This window comes from Microbacterium sp. NPDC087592 (genome assembly GCF_044743585.1).
GTDB lineage: Bacteria > Actinomycetota > Actinomycetes > Actinomycetales > Microbacteriaceae > Microbacterium.
Genome location: NZ_JBIUWT010000001.1, coordinates 1,099,551 through 1,117,059 on the forward strand (window position 1 = coordinate 1,099,551; position 17,509 = coordinate 1,117,059).

Consider the following 17,509-nt stretch of genomic DNA (forward strand, 5'->3'; position numbering starts at 1 on the left):
TCAGCCCCGCATGGCGACGCCGCGTCGCCAGTAGCCCATGAACGCGACCTGCCCGCGGTCGACGCCGAGGTCCTTGACGAGGTGGCGGCGCAGGGTGGTGACCACGCCGCTCTCCCCCGCGATCCAGAAGTAGCGCTCCGCCGGGGCATCCGCCCGGTCGATCTCTTCCCCGAGGCCGGAGTAGTCCGGCGTCTCCCAGAGCAGGTCCTCGCCGTCGATGTCCTTCACACGGATCTCATCGGCGGCGTCGGCGTCTCCGAGGTAGCCGAGCACGGCGGGGATCAGGCGCAGGCCGTGCGGGTCACCGGCGTCGCGCGGCAGCCAGTGCACCTCGACGCCGGACGGCACGTCGATGCGCAGGATGTCGGCGGGAGAGGGCACCTCGATGAAGGCCACTCCGCGCAGGTCGCGGGGCGCGTCCTCCAGGATGCGGGCGATGGCGGGAGCCGCCGTCTCGTCGCCGGCGAGCACGACCGACGCCGCGGTGCCCGGCGCGAACTCGGCCCCACCGTGCGCATCCACGTCGACGCCGCGACGGGGCCCGACGAGGTAGAGCTCCTGGCCGACCGCCGCCTGGCTCGCCCACAGCGATGCGGGTCCGGTGAGCCCCGGCTCGAGGTGCAGCACGAAGTCGACGTCCACCTCGGTGCCCGCGGCGGGATCGACCCGCAGCTCGCGCACGGAGTAGGTGCGCATCGAGCCGCGCTCCTCCTCCGGCACCGCGAGGAAAGACTGCCACCAGTTGTCCGAGGCCCGATCGAGTTCGGGGAGGATGCCGGATGCCGGCGGGAAGACCAGCTTGATGCGGCTGTCGAACACCTCGCCGGGCGTGCCGAACTCACTCAGGTCGTCGCCGCCGAACGTCACGCGCACGAACGAGGGCGAGACGCGGGCGACGGCGCGCACCTCGGCGCGGGTGAGGATGTAGGTCGGACGCTCGGTGGTGGTCGTCTCAGCGGACATGGTGCCTCCCGATGGGTGTGACCATCGGCTTGCCGGAGACCGGGTCGATGGTGATCTGATTGGCGAGGCCGAAGACCTCTTCGACGAGCTGTGCGGTGACGATGTCCTGCGGGGCGCCCGTCGCGTGCACCCGCCCGTCTTTCATGGCGACCAGCTCGTCGGCGTAGCGTGCCGCGAGGTTGAGGTCGTGCAGCACCATGACGATGGTGGTGCCGCGCGAGACGCTCAGGTCGGTGAGCAGGTCGAGGACCTCGACCTGGTGCGCGACGTCGAGGAAGGTCGTCGGTTCATCGAGCAGCAGGATGTCGGTCTCCTGCGCGAGGGCCATCGCGATCCAGACGCGCTGCCGCTGTCCGCCGGAGAGCTCATCGACGCTGCGGTCAGCCAGGTCGGTGATGCCGGTCGCATCGAGGGCATCGGCCACCACCTCGTAGTCGTGGGTGCTCCACCGCGCGAGCATCTTCTGGTGCGGGTGCCGTCCCCGACCGACCAGATCCGCGACCGCGATGCCCTCGGGCGCGACCGGCGACTGCGGCAGCAGGCCGAGGATGCGAGCGACCTCTTTGGTGGGCCGGGCGTGCACGGACTTGCCGTCGAGCACGACCTGTCCCTCGGTCGGCGAGAGCAGGCGGGCGAGCGAGCGCAGCAGCGTCGACTTGCCGCATCCGTTGGCCCCGACGATCGTCGTGATGCGGCCGGGGGCGATCTGCAGGTCGAGGCCGTCGACGACGGTGCGGTCACCGTAGGCCAGACTCACGCCTTCGGCGGACAGGCTGTGCGAGACGGTCAAAGCGAACCCCCGGAACGGTTGGTGCGGATGAGCAGGTAGATCAGGTACGGCGCACCGACCACGCCGGTGATGACGCCGACCGGATAGCGGGTACCGAAGGCGAACTGGCCGATCAGATCGCCGCCGAGCACGAGCACGGCCCCGACGAACGCCGACGGCAGGAGCAGGTTGGCGCCCGGCCCCGTGATGCGGGCGGCGATCGGGCCCGCCATGAACGCGACGAACGCGATGGGACCGGTCGCCGCGGTCGCGAACGCGAGCAGCGCGACCGCCCCGAGGATGAGCAGCAGGCGCGTGGCGTCGACCCGGATCCCGAGGCCGGCCGCGGAGTCGTCGCCGAGCTGGAGGGCGCCGAGCGCACGCCCCTGCGACAGCATCAGCGGCACGATCACGGCCGCAGCGATCGCCATCGGCAGCACGCGCTCCCAGGAGGCGTTGTTGAGGCTTCCGGTCAGCCACTGCATCGCGGTCTGGATGTCCCAGTTCGCGGCGCGCGACAGCATGTATGAGATGACGCTCTGCAGCATCGCCGCGACACCGATGCCGATCAGGATCAGGCGGGTGCCGGCGAAGCCGCCCTTGATCGAGAGCAGGTAGATCGCGAAGGCCGTGACGACGGCGCCGCCGAGGGCGAGCAGCGACACGACCGGCCCGTTCACCGAGAGCACGACGATGCCGAAGACCGCCGCAGCCCCGGCGCCGTTCGAGATGCCGATGATGTCGGGCGAGGCGAGCGGATTGCGCAGCATCGTCTGGAAGCAGACGCCAGCCATGCCGAAGCCGATGCCGGTGAGGACGGCCAGGATCGCCCGCGGCAGCCGCAGATCGCCGACGGTGAAAGACGCTCCGGGCACGGTCTCGCCCAGGATCACGCGGATCACCTCGTCGAGCGGATAGAACGTGTTGCCGACCATGAGGGCGACCGTGAACAGCCCGAGCAGCAGGATGCCGAGAACGATCGTCGCGATCGCGTGGCGGCGGTGGCGCGCGCGACGGCCCGCGACGATGCGCGCGATCCGGGCGGATGCCGGCTCGTCGACGCGGTCGAGGGTGTGTTCGGTGTGCTCGGTCGTGCTCACAGCTCACGCACCTTCTGCCGACGGACGATCCAGATGAAGAACGGGGCGCCGATGATGGCGGTGATGATGCCGACCTGGATCTCCTCCGAAGACGGCGAGATCACGCGGCCGATGATGTCGCTCGCGGTCAGCAGCGCGGCGCCGGCGATGGCCGAGAACGGCAGCAGCCAGCGATGATCGGTGCCCACCAGCATCCGGCACATGTGCGGGACGATGAGGCCGACGAAGCCGATGGGCCCGGCAATGGCCGTCGCCGCTCCCGCGAGGATCACCGCACCGAGCGCCGATATCAGGCGTGTGCGGAACACGTGCTCGCCGAGACCCTTGGCCATGTCGTCGCCGAGCGCGAGCGAGTTCATGCCGCGCGAGCACAGGAAGCAGATGAGGGCGCCGACCGCGAGGACGGGCGCGGTGAGCGCGATGCGCGGCCACTCCGCCCCGCCGACACCGCCGATCTGCCAGGACTGGAACGTCTGCAGCAGGTCGACACGGGGCAGCATGACAGCGCTGATCAGCGAGGCGAAGGCCGCCGAGGTGGCGGCACCCGCGAGCGCGAGCTTGAGCGGCGTCGCGCCCCCGCGCCCGAGGGAGCCGACCGTGTAGACGAACACGGCGGCGATCCCGGCTCCGGCGATCGCGAACCCCATCTGCCCGTAGGGGTTGCTGAGGCCGAAGAAGGCGATGCCGCAGACGACCGCGAGCGAGGCGCCGTTCGAGACGCCGAGGATGCCGGGGTCGGCGATGGGGTTGCGCGTCACGGCCTGCATGGTCGCACCGGAGAGGGCGAGCGCGGCACCGACGAGGAGGGCGAGCACGGTGCGCGGGATGCGCTTGACGATCGCGGCCTGGGAGATCGTGTCGGTGTGGCCGCCGAGGGCCGCGACGATGTCGTCGAAGGAGACCGCGCGCACGCCGAACGAGATCGACAGGATGCTGAGGACGACGAGCACCACGACCCCGATGAGCAGCCAGAAGGTGCGCACCAGCGCCGGGCGCCGCAGGTCTGCGGCACCCGGCGCGGGGGCGATGACGGTTGCTGAGGTCACTGAGGATTCACTCCGCTGATGCGGATCGAACGGTTACTTCGCGAGCGGTGCTGCCAGCAGTGCGAGGTAGTCGCTGAGGCCCCACGGGATGGACAGCGGCGACGGGTTCGCGGATGCGGCGACCGGCGTCGCGTTGGGGAGGATCGCGATACGCCCCTCGGCGATGGCCGGGATCTTCGACAGCAGCGGGTCGGCCTGGAGCTGAGCGATGAGCGAGTCGTCGCCGTAGGTGACGAACAGGTCCACGTCGGCGAACTTCGCGACCTCTTCCGCGCTGACCGTCAGATCGAACTTCTCGGTGTCCGCGGTGTCTTCGACGATCGACGGGAACGGCAGACCGAGGTTGTCGTGGAGGTACCCGGGACGCGTGTCGATCGCCGTGTAATAGCCGATCTGGCTCAGGTCGGCCGGGTCGAGGTACGCGAACAGGACCTTCTTGTCCTTCAGGATGCTGTTCGCCGCGAGAGCGGTCTCGGCGTCGGCGTGCAGCTCGTCGATCAGTGCTTCGCCCTCATCCTGGAGGCCGAGTGCCTTCGAGTTCATCTCGATCATGTCGTCGACCGAGGTGCCCCAGGCGACCTCGGGGAACGCGATGACCGGAGCGATCTTGGAGAGGGTGTCGTACTCCTCCTGCGTGAGGCCGGAGTATGCCGCGAGGATCACGTCGGGCTCGGTGTCGGCCACGGCCTCGTAGTCGATGCCGTCGGTCTCATCGAACAGGACCGGGGTCTCGGCGTCCAGCTCGTCGAGCTTCTCCTCGACCCAGGGCAGCACGCCGTTGTCGTCGTCGTCGCCCCAGCTGGCCTTGCTCATGCCGACCGGGACGATGCCGAGCGCCAGTGGCACCTCGTGATTCGCCCAGGCGACCGTCGCGATGCGCTCGGGCTTCTCCGAGATGGTGGTCTCACCGTAGGCGTGCTCCACCGTGACGGGGAAGGCATCCGCGGAGGCGGGGTTACCGCCGGCGGTTCCGGTCGATTCCGGCGCGGGGGACGCGCAGGCGGAGAGGCCGACGGCGAGTGCAGCGGCCGCGCCGATGGCGAGGATTCGAGAGATGCGCACAGGCGTTCCCTTCGGGTTCGGGGTGAGGGGGCGGCGCGAGAGGTGCGCCCAGCCTTTGGTAAGCCTGGCCTAATCTAACACGGAGGTTAGGGCGACCTCACTTCGAGTCCTGGAACCCCGCGCAGTTGCGGGCACAGAAAAAGCCGGCCGGATCCGTGAGGATCCGGCCGGCTTCAGGAAGTCAGCGCGCGCTCAGAGAGCGCGGATGTTCGCCGCCTGCATGCCCTTGGGGCCACGCTCAGCGTCGAATTCGACCTTCTGGTTCTCGCGGAGCTCCTTGAAACCGGAGCCGGCGATAGCCGAGTAGTGGGCGAAAAGGTCGTCCGAGCCGTCATCGGGAGCGATGAAGCCGAAGCCCTTTTCCGCGTTGAACCATTTCACAGTGCCAGTGGCCATGTGTTTCTACTTTCTGTTGACTTAGCCGTTTACACGGCCTACGCCGAATCGGAACATCCGAGACGCGCGCATTGTCACGCTACCACGGCAGGCTGACCAACAGCACTGTGCGACGGATTCTTCTGCAGAAGTGCCGCCTCGGTGCGTGTGCTCACCCCGAGTTTCCGCAGCACCGCCGACACGTGGACGCTCACGGTCTTGACGCTGATGAACAGTCGCTCACCGATCTGGCGGTTGCTCAGCCCCTCGGCGATGAGCTCGAGCACCTGCTTCTCCCGCGCGGTCAGCGGGTCGGTGCCGATGGAAGGCTCCGCATCGATGCGGAGCCCGAGCCCCGCATCGGTCGCGAAACGAGCGACGGCGGCCTGCAGCTGCGCGTACCCCAGGGCCGCGGCGATCTCGGCCGCCTCGGCCAGCACGGTCGACGCCGTTGCGCGGTCGCCCGCCTGCACCCGCATCCGCGCCTGCTCGAGCCGGAGCACGACGCGGAAGGTGACCGGAACGTCATCGCCGTCGGCACACCGCAGCGCCGCATCGAGCGAGTCGGGATGCGGGTCGAGCAGGGCCAGGAGGATCGTCGACCAGGCGTCGTCTTGGAGCTGCACGGGCTGCGCGAGCCAGGCGGTGCGAATCGCGTCGGCTGCGTCGGCGACCGCGGACCCCTCTGCCCGCAGCTCGGAGAGGAGCGCCCCGCCCTGCAGCATGAGTCGCCGCTGGTGCAGCAGGGCCGGCCGATCATCGCGGAGCATCTCGAGGATCGTGTCGAGAGCACCGCGGAGGTCGCCCGCGCTCTCGGCCACCGCGACCGTCATCATCACCCGGTCGTACCAGATCTGCCGCTCCGAGATGCCGGTCTCCTCGAACGCGGGCAACCACGTCTGCAGCAACTCTGCCGCCTCGGCTGACCGGCCGCGCCAGGCCAGCACCCGCACGTGCGTCATGCTCATGTACATGCGGAACACCCGCAGAGTGCCCTGCACGAAGTCGCGCGACAGCATGTCTTCGACCCGGTCGATCTCCCCCAGCTCGAGCAGCGGCACCACCATGTTCTGCGCCATGATCGAGCCCGATGTGCGTTCGACGCGGAGTTCGCGCGCCCGGCGCAGCCCCTCCTCGGCGACCTCGACGGCCTCGCGGTAGCGGCCGAGCAGAGTGAGCAGATCGGAGTAGTTGACGCGGTAGCGCATCTCGGCGTCCGAGCCCGTCGCGAGCTGCCGTGCACGTTCGTATTCGCGCACGCCCGCCTCGACCTCGCCCAGATGCGCGAGCGAGCCGCCGCGCACATTCGCGGCGACGGACAGCTGATCGGAGGAGCCTGCGCCCGCCGCCCTGCGCTCGGCCTCGTCCGCGAGGCGGATCGCCTCTTCACGGTCGCCCGCGATCATGCGGCGGCTGGCGAGACGGTTGAGCAGCTCGGCGCGGAAGGCCTCATCGTCGATGTGCTCCTCGGCGATGGCCAGGGCCTGTTGCAGCAGCGGGATCGCCCCGAGGCGCCCGAGGTTGACCAGATACAGCGCCTTGTTGCGCAGCAGCCGCGCATGCAGACGCGGATCCACCGTTTCGGGGTCGACCTCGGCGAGAGCGAGGTTCGCGACGGCGAGCGCCCGCTCACCATCGCCCGCGTTGCGGAGGATCGAGCCCAGGACGAGAAGCAGATCGAGGCGCTCGATCCGCGCGGCCCCGGCAGCATCGGGGACGAGCGGCCACAGCTCCAGCACGAGCTCGCCGAAGCGGGCGGCGGTCGCGAACGCGTACTGCGACTTCGCGTGGCGCATCGCATCGGCGGCGGCGACGAGCGCCTTCCGGTCGTCTTGCGCGAGCTGCCAGTGGTACGCGAGCGCGGCGGCATCCCCCGAGTCACTGCCCGCGCCCTGGGCCTCGAGCGACTCGGCATAGGCGCGATGCAGCCGGGCGCGCTCACCCGGGAGGAGATCGTCGTGCACTGCTTCACGAAGGAGGGCGTGCCGGAACCGGTAGTCGTCGTCGACCACGACCAGGATGCCGCTGCGCGTCGCCTCGCGGATCGCCTCGTCGAGCTGCTGCTCGGGGCGATCGGCGAGGCGCGTGATCAGCGGATGCGACAGCGGGCGCTCCGCACCGGAGGCGACCTTGACGACGTGCTGCGCATCGTCGCCGAGACGATCGAACCGGGCCAGCAGCAGGTCGCGGAGGCCATCGGGAAGAGAGCCGTTCGCGCATCCCGCGATCTCCTCGACGAAGAACGGCACGCCCTCGGCACGTTCCTGCATGCGGTCGAAGGCGGCTTCGGACAGCGGGCGACCGGTGATCTGCTCGGCCAGCTCCCGCACCGCGGCTTCGTCGAGCCGGGCGAGCGTGAGGCGCTCGAGCAGGCGCGCACGGGTGGCCTCGCCGATGAAGCGGCTCACGGCGTCGCCACGCCGCACGTCGTCGCTCCGGCAGGTGAGGAGCAGCAGGATGCGACCGCGGCCGAGGGCGCGCAGGAGGAACGACAGGATCGCGAGCGTCGACTCGTCGGCCCAGTGCAGGTCTTCCACCACGAGCACCTGCGGAGCCCGTTCGGCGGCCGCCTCGATGAGGGAGGCGATGGCGTCGCGGAGCCGCTCAGGGCTGGTGCGCTCGCGATCGGTCGGAGCATCGACGAGCTCAGGCAGCAGCATCCCCAGCGCCTCGACGCCCACACCGACCGACTCGCGCACCCGTTCGATGCCCATGCGCGTGACGATCGAGCGGAGGATGCCGGTGAGCGGGCCGTAGGGCGTGCGGGAGGCCCCGAGGTCGAGGCACCAGCCCACATGGACGTCGGCGGTGTTCTCGATCTCGGTGGCGAACTCGCGCAGCAGCCGGGACTTGCCGATCCCCGCCTCGCCCTCGACGAGCAGCGCCGCCGGAGCACCCTCGCGCACACCCTCGAACAGCCGGCGCACCTCGGCGAGCTCGGCCGCACGGCCGACCATCGCGGCGCTCGGTGCGGAGGAAGGCATGGATTCATCGTGCCACCCTCCACCGACACCGGGGGCGCGTTCCGCGAGGACGATGCTCACCGTGCGGGTGCCGCCGTCGGCTCGCATCCGGAGCTCGCCCGCTCCGAGGCCGCGTGCCCCACGCCGGGACGCGCGTTCGTGGCACTGCGGCCCGCGTCGCGTGCACCCACAGTGCTGGCCGTCGATCCACGGAAGATGCGCGTCAGCATCCGGCGCACCGCTCCCGGGGGACGGGGCACGATCTGGTCGGCGTGCTCGATGAGCATGCGCCGCCGCGCGGCTGCGCGTTCCATCTCCTCCTGCTGGTAACCGGTGTACTGCTCGGTGAAAAACGTGTGCTCGAACATGGGGATCTCCTCGGCGGTGTGCGGTATCCCTACACTCCGCTCTGAGGTACCCCGCCGACATCGGACGGATTCCCTATCTTTCTGCCGCCGACGTCTAGGGATGCCGCCGGCGAGGGGTCGCGACGCCTACGCCCGCGGCGACTCGGCGCGCAGCGGCGACCGACGGGCCGAGGGGCGGGACTGCGACGGCACGAGGATCGCCAGCACCCGCACGAGCGTGGCCATCCACAGCAGTCCGAGCCCGACGACGACGGCTTCGAGCGCCGTGGCCGAGTACAGCCCGAACGGGACCCACAGCACGACGGCCACCACGATGAGCAGGCCGACGCCGACCGACGTGATCAGCAGCGCGCGGGGAGGAGCCGGGATCGCGGCCACGGTCGCGGCCGCAGACCCGAGGAAAAGGACGAGCGTCGCGACGGCGGCGATGTCGTGCGGAAGGGGCACCCGGTGCAGGGGCAGCAGCCCGACGGCCGCGAGCGCGACACCGGCCGCCGCCCACAACGTGACCACCGCGGCGATGCGCCGCAGAGCGGAGTCGCCGAGCATCCGGTGCAGGTCGCGGCCGATGTACGAGCCGACGGTCGCGATCAGGAGGCCCGCGACGACGAGCGTGCCGTTGAAGGCCCAGCCCGACCCGAGCTGCGAGAAGTTCTCCTCCCACCAGCGGGGGTCGGCCGAGGTGACCATGGCGAAGAGCGTGCCGATCACGAGGAATCCGAACAGGAGCGCGGAAAGGTCGGCGGTGCGCAGACCGATGCCGGCGCCGAACGCGAAGCGACCACCGACGGCCGAGGCGACACCCGCGAGCAGGCCGCCGCCGACCGCCGCGAGCTGCAGACCCTGGAGGCCGACCGCGAGGATCTCGGTCGCGAGCAGGACCCCCATCAGCGTGACCGCTCCGAAAGCGACGGTGAGCGCGACGGTCGAGAGGTCGGAGACCACGGCCTGCCAGCGCGGCATCGGCCCGGTCTCCGCGCGACGGTGCATCAGCGTGCTCACGAGGAATGCGGCGGCTGCGACGATCCCGGCGATCGCTGCGACGGGCGCCGCCAACGACCCCGGACCGGTGAGCGGGCGCGCATCGCCACGCAGGAGCAGGATGCCGGCGACGGTGCCGACGACGAAGCAGATCACGGTCGCCCAGACGGCCCTCGTCTCGCCGCGCAGCTTCTCGTCCCGCTCCATGTGCCCATGCAAGCACGCACCTCGGACGCGCGGAAGATCCCGCGCACCCCACCCGGACACGACGAGGCCCGGATGCCGAAACGGCATCCGGGCCTCGCATCGGATTCGCGTCAGGCGTCGACGTCGCCGCGCCAGGATCCGGTCTCGACGCCGCGGCCCTCGATGAACTCCTTGAAGTTGTGCAGGTCCTTCTTGACGGCGTGACCGCCGGCGCCGACGAGGGAGCCGAGCTTCTCGAGCAGCCCCTCCGGCGCCCAGTCCAACTGCACCGTCACGCGGGTCGACGTGTCGTCGAGCTTGTGGAACGTCACCACACCCGCGTGCTCGGTCTCGCCGCCGGTGCTGTTCCACGCGACGCGCTCATCCGGGTGCTGCTCGGTGATCTCGGCGTCGAACTCGCGTGTCGCGCCGCCGACCTTCACCTTCCAATGCGTGTGGGTGTCGTCGATCTGAGTGATCGACTCGACCTCGTCGAGGAACTTCGGGAAGCTCTCGAACTGCGTCCACTGGTTGTACGCCGTGCGTACGGGGACGTCGACGTCGATGGTCTCGATGATCTGCACCATGTGATGCTCCTCACTTCTCGTCGTTCGTGTTCCTCCATTCAGCCCGGAACGGCGAGGATCGGCGACGGGGTTGACATCCGCATCGCCGGACGACGATCATCCGCGACACCACGGCACTACCGTTGAGGGCATGCGCATCCCCGCCGCGATCCGCGCCTCCCAGCGCTCCCCGCTGCTGCAGGTCGTGAAGTCGGCCGCGGCGACGATCGCCGCGTGGCTCATCGCCGGATGGGTGTTCCCCGCGCAGCTGCCGGTGTTCGCCGCGATCGCCGCGCTCCTGGTCGTGCAGCCCAGCGTGAACCAGTCACTGTCGAAGGCGCTCGAGCGCAGCATCGGTGTGATCGCCGGTGTGGTGATCGCCGTCGCGCTCGGCCTGCTGCTGGGGTCGCCGAGCTGGATCGTGCTGCTCGCGATCGTCGTCGCGATGCTGGTCGCGTGGATCTTCCGGGCCTCCCCCGGCACCGGCAACCAGGTCGCGATCTCGGCGATGCTCGTGCTGGCGCTCGGATCGTCGAGCCCGGAGTACGCGTTCGCGCGCATCGTGGAGACCCTGATCGGGGTGGTGATCGGCATCGTCGTGAACGCGCTGATCGTGCCCCCGGTGCTGGTCGCCCCCGCTCGGCGCGATGTCGGACTGCTCGGGCGGGAGCTCGCCGCCAGCCTCGACCGCCTGGCCGTCGCGCTGCCGGAGCCGCAGACGGCCGCACAGCTCCAAGAGCTGATGCTGGAGGTGCGGCTGCTGCGTCCGATGAAGGATGCCGCCGACGCCTCCATCGCCGCGGGCGAGGAGTCGCTCACCCTGAACCCGCGGCGCTCGACCCATCGCAGCGAGCTGAAGGAGATGCGGGAGCTGCTCGAGCGCCTGTCGCCCATCGTGACCCAGACGATCGGCATGACCCGTGCATACTTCGACCACTACGACGACACGATCGGCGAAGAGCCCGCCGTCACCGCGATCGCCGAGCAGCTGCGGCGCGCCGGGCACGACGTGCGCCTGGCCGTGCAGGTCGCCGAGGCGTCGCCGGAGCCCGACACGATGACGTCCGCGATCCCCGCGCTCACCGCCCCACTCGTGATCCGACCGCCGTCATCGCAGCACTGGATCCTGATCGGCTCGCTCATGGAAGACCTCCGCCGCATCCGGGGCGAACTACTCGACGAGGACTGACCGACTCCGCATACGCTGGACGCATGTCCGACATGACCGTCGCGGAGGCACTCGGCGAACTCGCCGCACTGGAAGATCCGAAGATGCGCGCCGCCAACGAGAAGCGCGGCGACGACCACGGCATCAACCTCAGCCGGATGCGCGCGCTCGCGAAGCGGATCAAGACCGACCAGCCGCTCGCGGAAGAGCTCTGGGCGACCGGCGAGACCCCGGCGCGACTGCTGGCCCTTCTCATCTGCCGCCCCCGCGACTTCAGCGCCGACGAACTCGACGCCATGCTGCGCGAGACCCGTCCGCCGAAGGTCAACGACTGGTTCGTCAACTACGTCGCCAAGAAGACCCCGCTCGCGGAAGAGCTGCGGCTGCGCTGGTTCGACGACGCGGACCCCACGGTGGCCGCGGCCGCCTGGTCGCTCACGACCGTGCGCGTGATGAAGGACGCGGACGGCCTGGACCTGCCACACCTGCTCGACCTCATCGAGCGGGATATGAAGGATGCGCCGTCGCGTCTGCAGTGGGCGATGAACGAGACCCTCGCCAACATCGGCATCTTCCACCCGGAGTACCGCGCGAGGGCGCTGGAGATCGGGGAGCGCCTGCAGGTCCTCGCGGACTACCCCACCGCGCCCGGCTGCACCTCGCCGTTCGCGCCGCTGTGGATCGGCGAGCTCGTGCGGCGCCGCGAGGGCTGAGCGCGTTCAGGTTTGCTGCGTGCTGCCACCCACCTGGCGCGAAGGAGATCTCACGCTCTGAAGGAGAGCCTCCGGGATCCACTCCTTCATTGCGCGAGATCTCCTTCGGAACTCGCTTGACCCGGCATCCGCCTCGGTGACGGCAGGCGTGTCCCGCCCCGATTCCGCATTTGAGCCAGTAACGTTATACACTTTATGAGTCGCGGGGGCTCTGGGGTGATCGCATGGGGCGGTCTCTGCCGCGCGCGACACGACCTGGGGAGCATCATGACCACGCAAGACGAACTGAACACACTCATCGCCGACATCGCGCGCGACATCAACGGCTTCATCGGCGCCTCCGTCGTCGATCTGGAGTCCGGGATGCCGCTCGCCTCGAGCTCGGTCCGACCGGACTTCGATCTCGAAGTGGCGAGCGCGTACAACAGCGAGATCGTCAAGAACAAGATGCGCACGATCGAAGCTCTCGGTCTCGACGCGACCCTCGAGGACATGCTGCTCACGCTCGACTCGCAGCTCCACCTGCTCAAGATGATCACCGACGAGATGTTCATCTACCTCGCCGCCGACCGCCAGGCGACGAACCTCGCCCTTCTCCGTTCTGCCGTGAACCGCCATGTGGCGGCTCTGAACGCTTGACCAGGGAGGCCGTGCGCAGCGACGGCCTCGAGGAGATCTCGTGGGTGCGTGCCGCGTCGGCGGAGACGCCGATGCGGCGGGCACGCTGGCGGCACGTGAATCTGCCGAACCGTTACCGGCTCATCTTCGCCGGGCCGGTCGGGGCGGGGAAGACGACGGCTGTCCGGGCACTGAGTGACGTCCCGCCGGTCGACACCGACGTTCCGATCTCGGCCGGATCGGCGGAGTACGGCGACGGCGAGAAGACCACCACCACGGTGGGCCTCGACTACGGCGCGTGGAAACCCACGCCCGAGATCGCCGTCACGCTCATCGGGGTTCCCGGGCAAGACCGCTTCGCTCCCGCCCGCCGCAGATCCTCGACGGCAGACACGCGCATCCTGCTCTGGCTTCGTGCCGACCGGCCACACCTCGCCGCCGATGCCGCCACATGGATTCCGCGGTTCGCCGGCGACGGCCAGCGAATGGTCATCGCGGTGAGCCACTGCCCAGAAGAGGCTCTGAGCACGGTGCGCCAGGAGCTCACCGAGGTCCTGGCGCGATACGGCATCCCCCCGAACCGCGTTCATGTCGCCGACGCGCGCGATCGCGACAGCGTGATGCGAGTCGCCTGCGTGGCCCTTGATCTTCCGGAAGAAGAGTCGTGAACACACACAACCGAACAGACCACCCCCCTCTCTCCCACGACGCTGCACATCGGGACGACGCGACCTACGGGGGCGACCCCGTGCTCATGCATCCGGAGATCGCGGCGCACTGGGAGCTCTGGTCGAGCGTGGTGAGCCAGGCCGCTCTCACCCGACTGCGTCATCTTCAAGAGCGCTTCCCGGAGCTGACGACGGCTGTCCTCTCGACCGCCGACGGCCTGCACATCGCCTCCGTCGGCGCACGGGACGAGACGGGAGAGCGGCTGGCGGCGATCAACGGTTCGCTGTTCGGCGTCGCCAGGGCCGAGGCCGAGATCATCTCCGGGGGGACCGAACCGAGCCTGTCGGCCGTCGTGTCGGTGTCGATCGGTCAGAGCCAGCTCTCGTTGCTCAGCTTCGTTCTGGCGCCCTACGGCCAGCTGCTCCTGTCGGTGTCGGCGGCCGGAGTCCAGGTCGGCACCGTGATCGTGCAGGCGCGCTCGGCGGCGTACGAGCTCATCACCGCGCTCGGGCTCGCCGGAACCCCCGGCTGAGGCATGGGGTCGCTGGCTACGCTGGGGCGATGAGCACGCACATCGCCGCTGAGCCCGGCCAGATCGCCCCCATCGTCCTGTTTCCCGGCGACCCGCTGCGAGCGAAGTGGATCGCCGAGACGTTCCTCGAGAACGCCGAGCTGTACACCGAGACGCGCGGCATGCTGGGCTTCACCGGCACGTGGGAGGGGCACCGCATCTCGGTGCAGGGTTCCGGCATGGGCCAGCCGTCGATGGCGATCTACGCCAACGAGCTGTTCGACTCCTACGACGTGCAGACGATCGTGCGGGTCGGGTCGTGCGGGGCGCTGACCGAGCGCGTCAAGGTGCGCGACATCATCATCGCCAACGGGGCTTCCACGGATTCCGGCATCAACCGCGTGCGCTTCCACGGACTCGACTACGCGCCGGTGGCGGACTTCGGCCTCCTGCGCGCGGCCGTGGAGGCGAGCGAGGCGGAAGACCTCGAGTCGACCGTGCACGTCGGGCAGCTGTTCTCGAGCGACCAGTTCTACAGCACCCGCCCCGAGCTCACGGAGCCGTTCGTGCAGCACGGCATCCTGGGCGTCGAGATGGAGGCGGCCGGGCTCTACACCCTCGCGGCCTACTACGGTCGGCGCGCACTCGCCATCTGCACGGTCAGCGACCACATCGTCACGGGCGAGGAGACCACGGCGCAGGAGCGCGAGCAGACCTTCGGCGACATGATCCGCATCGCCCTGCGCGCCGCCACCGCAGTCTGAACCGGTCTGACCCGTCCTCGCGGATGGGATGATCGAGGGACCATGACTTCCTCTCCGCGGCTCGATCCCGCCATCGTTCCGGACGCCGCGGATCCGGATGCCGTCTACCTCGCCTTCGTCGAGTGGGCGGAGTCGACCGGCATCAGCCTCTATCCCGCGCAGGACGAGGCGGTCATCGAGATCGTCTCCGGCAACAACCTGATCCTCTCGACGCCCACGGGCACCGGCAAGTCGCTCGTGGCGATCGGCGCGCACTTCGCCGCCCTCGTCGCCGGACGCCGCAGCTACTACACCGCTCCCATCAAAGCCCTGGTGAGCGAGAAGTTCTTCGCACTGGTCGATGTGTTCGGCGCCGAGAACGTCGGCATGGTCACGGGTGATTCCTCGGTCAACGCCGACGCCCCGATCATCTGCTGCACGGCCGAGATCCTCGCCAACCTCTCGTTGCGCCAGGGCACGGATGCCGACGTCGGGCAGGTCGTGATGGACGAGTTCCACTTCTACGCCGACCCCGACCGCGGGTGGGCGTGGCAGGTTCCGCTGCTCGAGCTGCCCCAGGCGCAGTTCATCCTGATGTCGGCGACCCTCGGCGACGTCACCGAGCTCGCCGCCGACCTCACCCGCCGCACCGGTCGTGAGACGGCGACCGTGACCGGCGTCGAGCGTCCCGTCCCTCTGCACTTCTTCTACGAGACGACCCCGATCCACGAAACCATCGACGACCTGCTGAACACCGGGCAGGCGCCGATCTACGTCGTGCACTTCTCGCAGGCGGCGGCGATGGAGCGTGCGCAGGCGCTGTCGAGCACGAAGGTCGCCACGCGCGAGCAGCGGGACGAGATCGCGGCGCTGATCGCCGAGTTCCGCTTCACGACCGCATTCGGCAAGACGCTCTCACGCTTCCTCCGCGCCGGGATCGGCGTGCACCACGCGGGGATGCTGCCGAAGTATCGGCGCCTCGTCGAGCAGCTCGCCCAACGCGGACTGCTGCGCGTGATCTGCGGCACCGACACCCTCGGCGTCGGCATCAACGTGCCGATCCGCACGGTGCTGCTCACTGCGCTCACCAAGTTCGACGGCACGCGGATGCGGCAGCTGAACGCCCGCGAGTTCCATCAGATCGCCGGGCGGGCGGGTCGCGCCGGCTACGACACGGCCGGAACGGTCGTCGCCCAGGCGCCGGAGCACGAGAGCGAGAACGTCGCTGCCGTGAAGAAGGCGGGCGATGACCCGAAGAAGAAGCGCAAGATCGTGCGCAAGAAGGCGCCAGACGGCTTCGTCTCGTGGGGCGAACCCTCGTTCCGCAAGCTCATCGACGCGGTACCCGAGACCCTGACCTCGCACATGCAGATCACGAGCGCCATGATGCTCAACGTGATCGCCCGTGGTGGCGACGTCTTCGCGAATATGCGCGCGCTCGTATACGACAATCACGAGCCGCGGAAACGCCAGCGCGAGCTCGCGCTCCGAGCCATCGGCATCTACCGCACGCTCCGCGAATCCGGCATCGTCGAGAAGACTCCGGAGGGTGACATCCGCCTCACGGTCGACCTGCAGCCGAACTTCGCGCTCAACCAGCCGCTGTCGCCGTTCGCTCTCGCGGCGTTCGAGCTGCTCGATCCCGACCCGGCCTCCGGCACGGGCACCCGCTCCTACGCGCTCGACATGATCTCGATCGTCGAGGCGACGCTCGACGATCCGCGTGCCGTACTCAGTCAGCAGGAGTTCCTCGCCCGCGGTGAGGCGGTCGCCGCGATGAAGTCGGAGGGCATCGAGTACGACGAGCGGATGGAGCTGCTCGAGCAGATCACGTATCCGAAGCCGCTCGACGAGCTGCTGACGGCCGCGTTCGAGACGTTCAGCGCCGCTCAGCCGTGGATCCGCGACTTCGAGCTGCATCCCAAATCGGTCGTGCGCGACATGTACGAGCGGGCCATGTCGTTCGGGGAATATGTCGCCTACTACAAGATCGCCCGCTCCGAGGGCGTGGTCCTGCGCTATCTCTCCGACGCCTACCGCGCGGCATCGCAGACCATCCCGGAAGAGCTCAAGGACGAGGATCTGCGCGACCTCATCGAGTGGCTCGGCGAGCTCGTCAGGCAGGTCGACTCCAGCCTGCTCGACGAGTGGGAGGAGCTGATCGCCGGGGTCCACAACGGCCGCTTCGATCCGCACGCCCCCGACGAGCCGATCGTCCCGCCCGCGCCGAAGCGCCTCACGAGCAACATCCGCGCCTTCCGCATCCTGGTGCGCAACGAGCTGTTCCGCCGCGTGCAGCTCGCGGCGCGAGAAGACGTGACCGCCCTCGCCGAACTCGATCCCGGCTTCGGCGCCGATGCCTGGTCGGACGCGCTCGACGGCTACTACGACGACCACGACGAGATCCTCACCGGCGCAGACGCACGCAGCTCGAAGCTGCTGATCCTCACCGAGAGCACCACCTCGTGGACCGCGCGACAGATCTTCGACGACCCCGCCGGCGACCACGACTGGGGCATCACCGCGACGATCGACCTCGCCGCATCCGACGAAGCGGGTCAGGCCGTCGTCACCGTGACAGGCGTCGACCGGCTGTAGCGCTCCGCGGCCCGCGAACGCCTGGGGCGGAGACCTCCTGTGCGGGCGGATGCTTCGCGCGAGAATCTCCTCCCGATCCGGAGCTCACCGCCCGGCGTTCATGCAATGGC

General features: G+C 69.4%; 17 protein-coding genes. 7 read left to right on the top strand and 10 right to left on the bottom strand.

Annotated features, from left to right (window positions below; translation table 11 throughout):
* The 10 genes from ACIOTO_RS05225 to ACIOTO_RS05270 all read right to left on the bottom strand — a co-directional run bounded on the left by ACIOTO_RS05225 (window position 1) and on the right by ACIOTO_RS05270 (window position 10,400).
* Window positions 1–963, bottom strand: coding sequence for a siderophore-interacting protein (locus tag ACIOTO_RS05225; RefSeq protein ID WP_105710682.1), 963 nt, complete (start codon window positions 961–963; stop codon window positions 1–3).
* Complete coding sequence (locus ACIOTO_RS05230) at window positions 953–1,753, bottom strand: ABC transporter ATP-binding protein (protein ID WP_029261439.1); 801 nt, start codon at window positions 1,751–1,753, stop codon at window positions 953–955. The genes ACIOTO_RS05225 and ACIOTO_RS05230 overlap by 11 nt, the downstream gene beginning before the upstream one ends.
* On the bottom strand, window positions 1,750–2,832 hold the full coding sequence (locus ACIOTO_RS05235) for a FecCD family ABC transporter permease (protein ID WP_400856906.1): 1,083 nt from the start codon (window positions 2,830–2,832) through the stop codon (window positions 1,750–1,752). Before ACIOTO_RS05235 ends, ACIOTO_RS05230 begins: the two co-directional genes overlap by 4 nt.
* The gene (locus tag ACIOTO_RS05240; RefSeq protein ID WP_400856907.1) at window positions 2,829–3,878 is read right to left on the bottom strand and encodes a FecCD family ABC transporter permease; all 1,050 of its coding nucleotides are present in this window, start codon (window positions 3,876–3,878) and stop codon (window positions 2,829–2,831) included. Before ACIOTO_RS05240 ends, ACIOTO_RS05235 begins: the two co-directional genes overlap by 4 nt.
* 33 nt (window positions 3,879–3,911) lie before the next feature.
* Window positions 3,912–4,940, bottom strand: coding sequence for an iron-siderophore ABC transporter substrate-binding protein (locus tag ACIOTO_RS05245; RefSeq protein ID WP_400856908.1), 1,029 nt, complete (start codon window positions 4,938–4,940; stop codon window positions 3,912–3,914).
* A gap of 192 nt (window positions 4,941–5,132) precedes the next feature.
* On the bottom strand, window positions 5,133–5,336 hold the full coding sequence (locus ACIOTO_RS05250; protein ID WP_017831237.1) for a cold-shock protein: 204 nt from the start codon (window positions 5,334–5,336) through the stop codon (window positions 5,133–5,135).
* A gap of 74 nt (window positions 5,337–5,410) precedes the next feature.
* Entirely contained in the window at window positions 5,411–8,299 is a 2,889-nt protein-coding gene (locus ACIOTO_RS05255; RefSeq protein ID WP_400856909.1) for an AAA family ATPase, read from the bottom strand.
* Between the two features lie 56 nt (window positions 8,300–8,355).
* Entirely contained in the window at window positions 8,356–8,646 is a 291-nt protein-coding gene (locus ACIOTO_RS05260) for a hypothetical protein (protein ID WP_181156255.1), read from the bottom strand.
* Window positions 8,647–8,772: 126 nt separating this feature from the next.
* Window positions 8,773–9,834, bottom strand: coding sequence for a DUF998 domain-containing protein (locus ACIOTO_RS05265; RefSeq protein ID WP_400856910.1), 1,062 nt, complete (start codon window positions 9,832–9,834; stop codon window positions 8,773–8,775).
* A gap of 110 nt (window positions 9,835–9,944) precedes the next feature.
* Window positions 9,945–10,400: an SRPBCC family protein gene (locus ACIOTO_RS05270; protein WP_400856911.1), complete on the bottom strand. Its 456-nt coding sequence runs from the start codon at window positions 10,398–10,400 to the stop codon at window positions 9,945–9,947.
* A gap of 130 nt (window positions 10,401–10,530) precedes the next feature.
* On the opposite strand from ACIOTO_RS05270, the gene ACIOTO_RS05275 reads away from it, so the two are divergent.
* The 7 genes from ACIOTO_RS05275 to ACIOTO_RS05305 all read left to right on the top strand — a co-directional run bounded on the left by ACIOTO_RS05275 (window position 10,531) and on the right by ACIOTO_RS05305 (window position 17,399).
* The gene (locus ACIOTO_RS05275) at window positions 10,531–11,568 is read left to right on the top strand and encodes an aromatic acid exporter family protein (RefSeq protein WP_400856912.1); all 1,038 of its coding nucleotides are present in this window, start codon (window positions 10,531–10,533) and stop codon (window positions 11,566–11,568) included.
* A 23-nt stretch (window positions 11,569–11,591) separates the two neighbouring features.
* On the top strand, window positions 11,592–12,260 hold the full coding sequence (locus ACIOTO_RS05280; protein ID WP_372468093.1) for a DNA alkylation repair protein: 669 nt from the start codon (window positions 11,592–11,594) through the stop codon (window positions 12,258–12,260).
* Between the two features lie 267 nt (window positions 12,261–12,527).
* Window positions 12,528–12,899 (top strand): hypothetical protein, encoded by a 372-nt coding sequence (locus ACIOTO_RS05285; RefSeq protein WP_400856913.1) that lies wholly within the window; start codon window positions 12,528–12,530, stop codon window positions 12,897–12,899.
* The gene (locus ACIOTO_RS05290) at window positions 12,896–13,546 is read left to right on the top strand and encodes a hypothetical protein (protein ID WP_400856914.1); all 651 of its coding nucleotides are present in this window, start codon (window positions 12,896–12,898) and stop codon (window positions 13,544–13,546) included. Before ACIOTO_RS05285 ends, ACIOTO_RS05290 begins: the two co-directional genes overlap by 4 nt.
* Window positions 13,543–14,079 (top strand): hypothetical protein, encoded by a 537-nt coding sequence (locus ACIOTO_RS05295; protein ID WP_400856915.1) that lies wholly within the window; start codon window positions 13,543–13,545, stop codon window positions 14,077–14,079. Before ACIOTO_RS05290 ends, ACIOTO_RS05295 begins: the two co-directional genes overlap by 4 nt.
* A 29-nt stretch (window positions 14,080–14,108) precedes the next feature.
* On the top strand, window positions 14,109–14,822 hold the full coding sequence (deoD, locus tag ACIOTO_RS05300) for a purine-nucleoside phosphorylase (RefSeq protein WP_029261427.1): 714 nt from the start codon (window positions 14,109–14,111) through the stop codon (window positions 14,820–14,822).
* A 42-nt stretch (window positions 14,823–14,864) separates the two neighbouring features.
* On the top strand, window positions 14,865–17,399 hold the full coding sequence (locus tag ACIOTO_RS05305; protein ID WP_400856916.1) for a DEAD/DEAH box helicase: 2,535 nt from the start codon (window positions 14,865–14,867) through the stop codon (window positions 17,397–17,399).
* The last annotated feature ends 110 nt before the right edge of the window (window positions 17,400–17,509 follow it).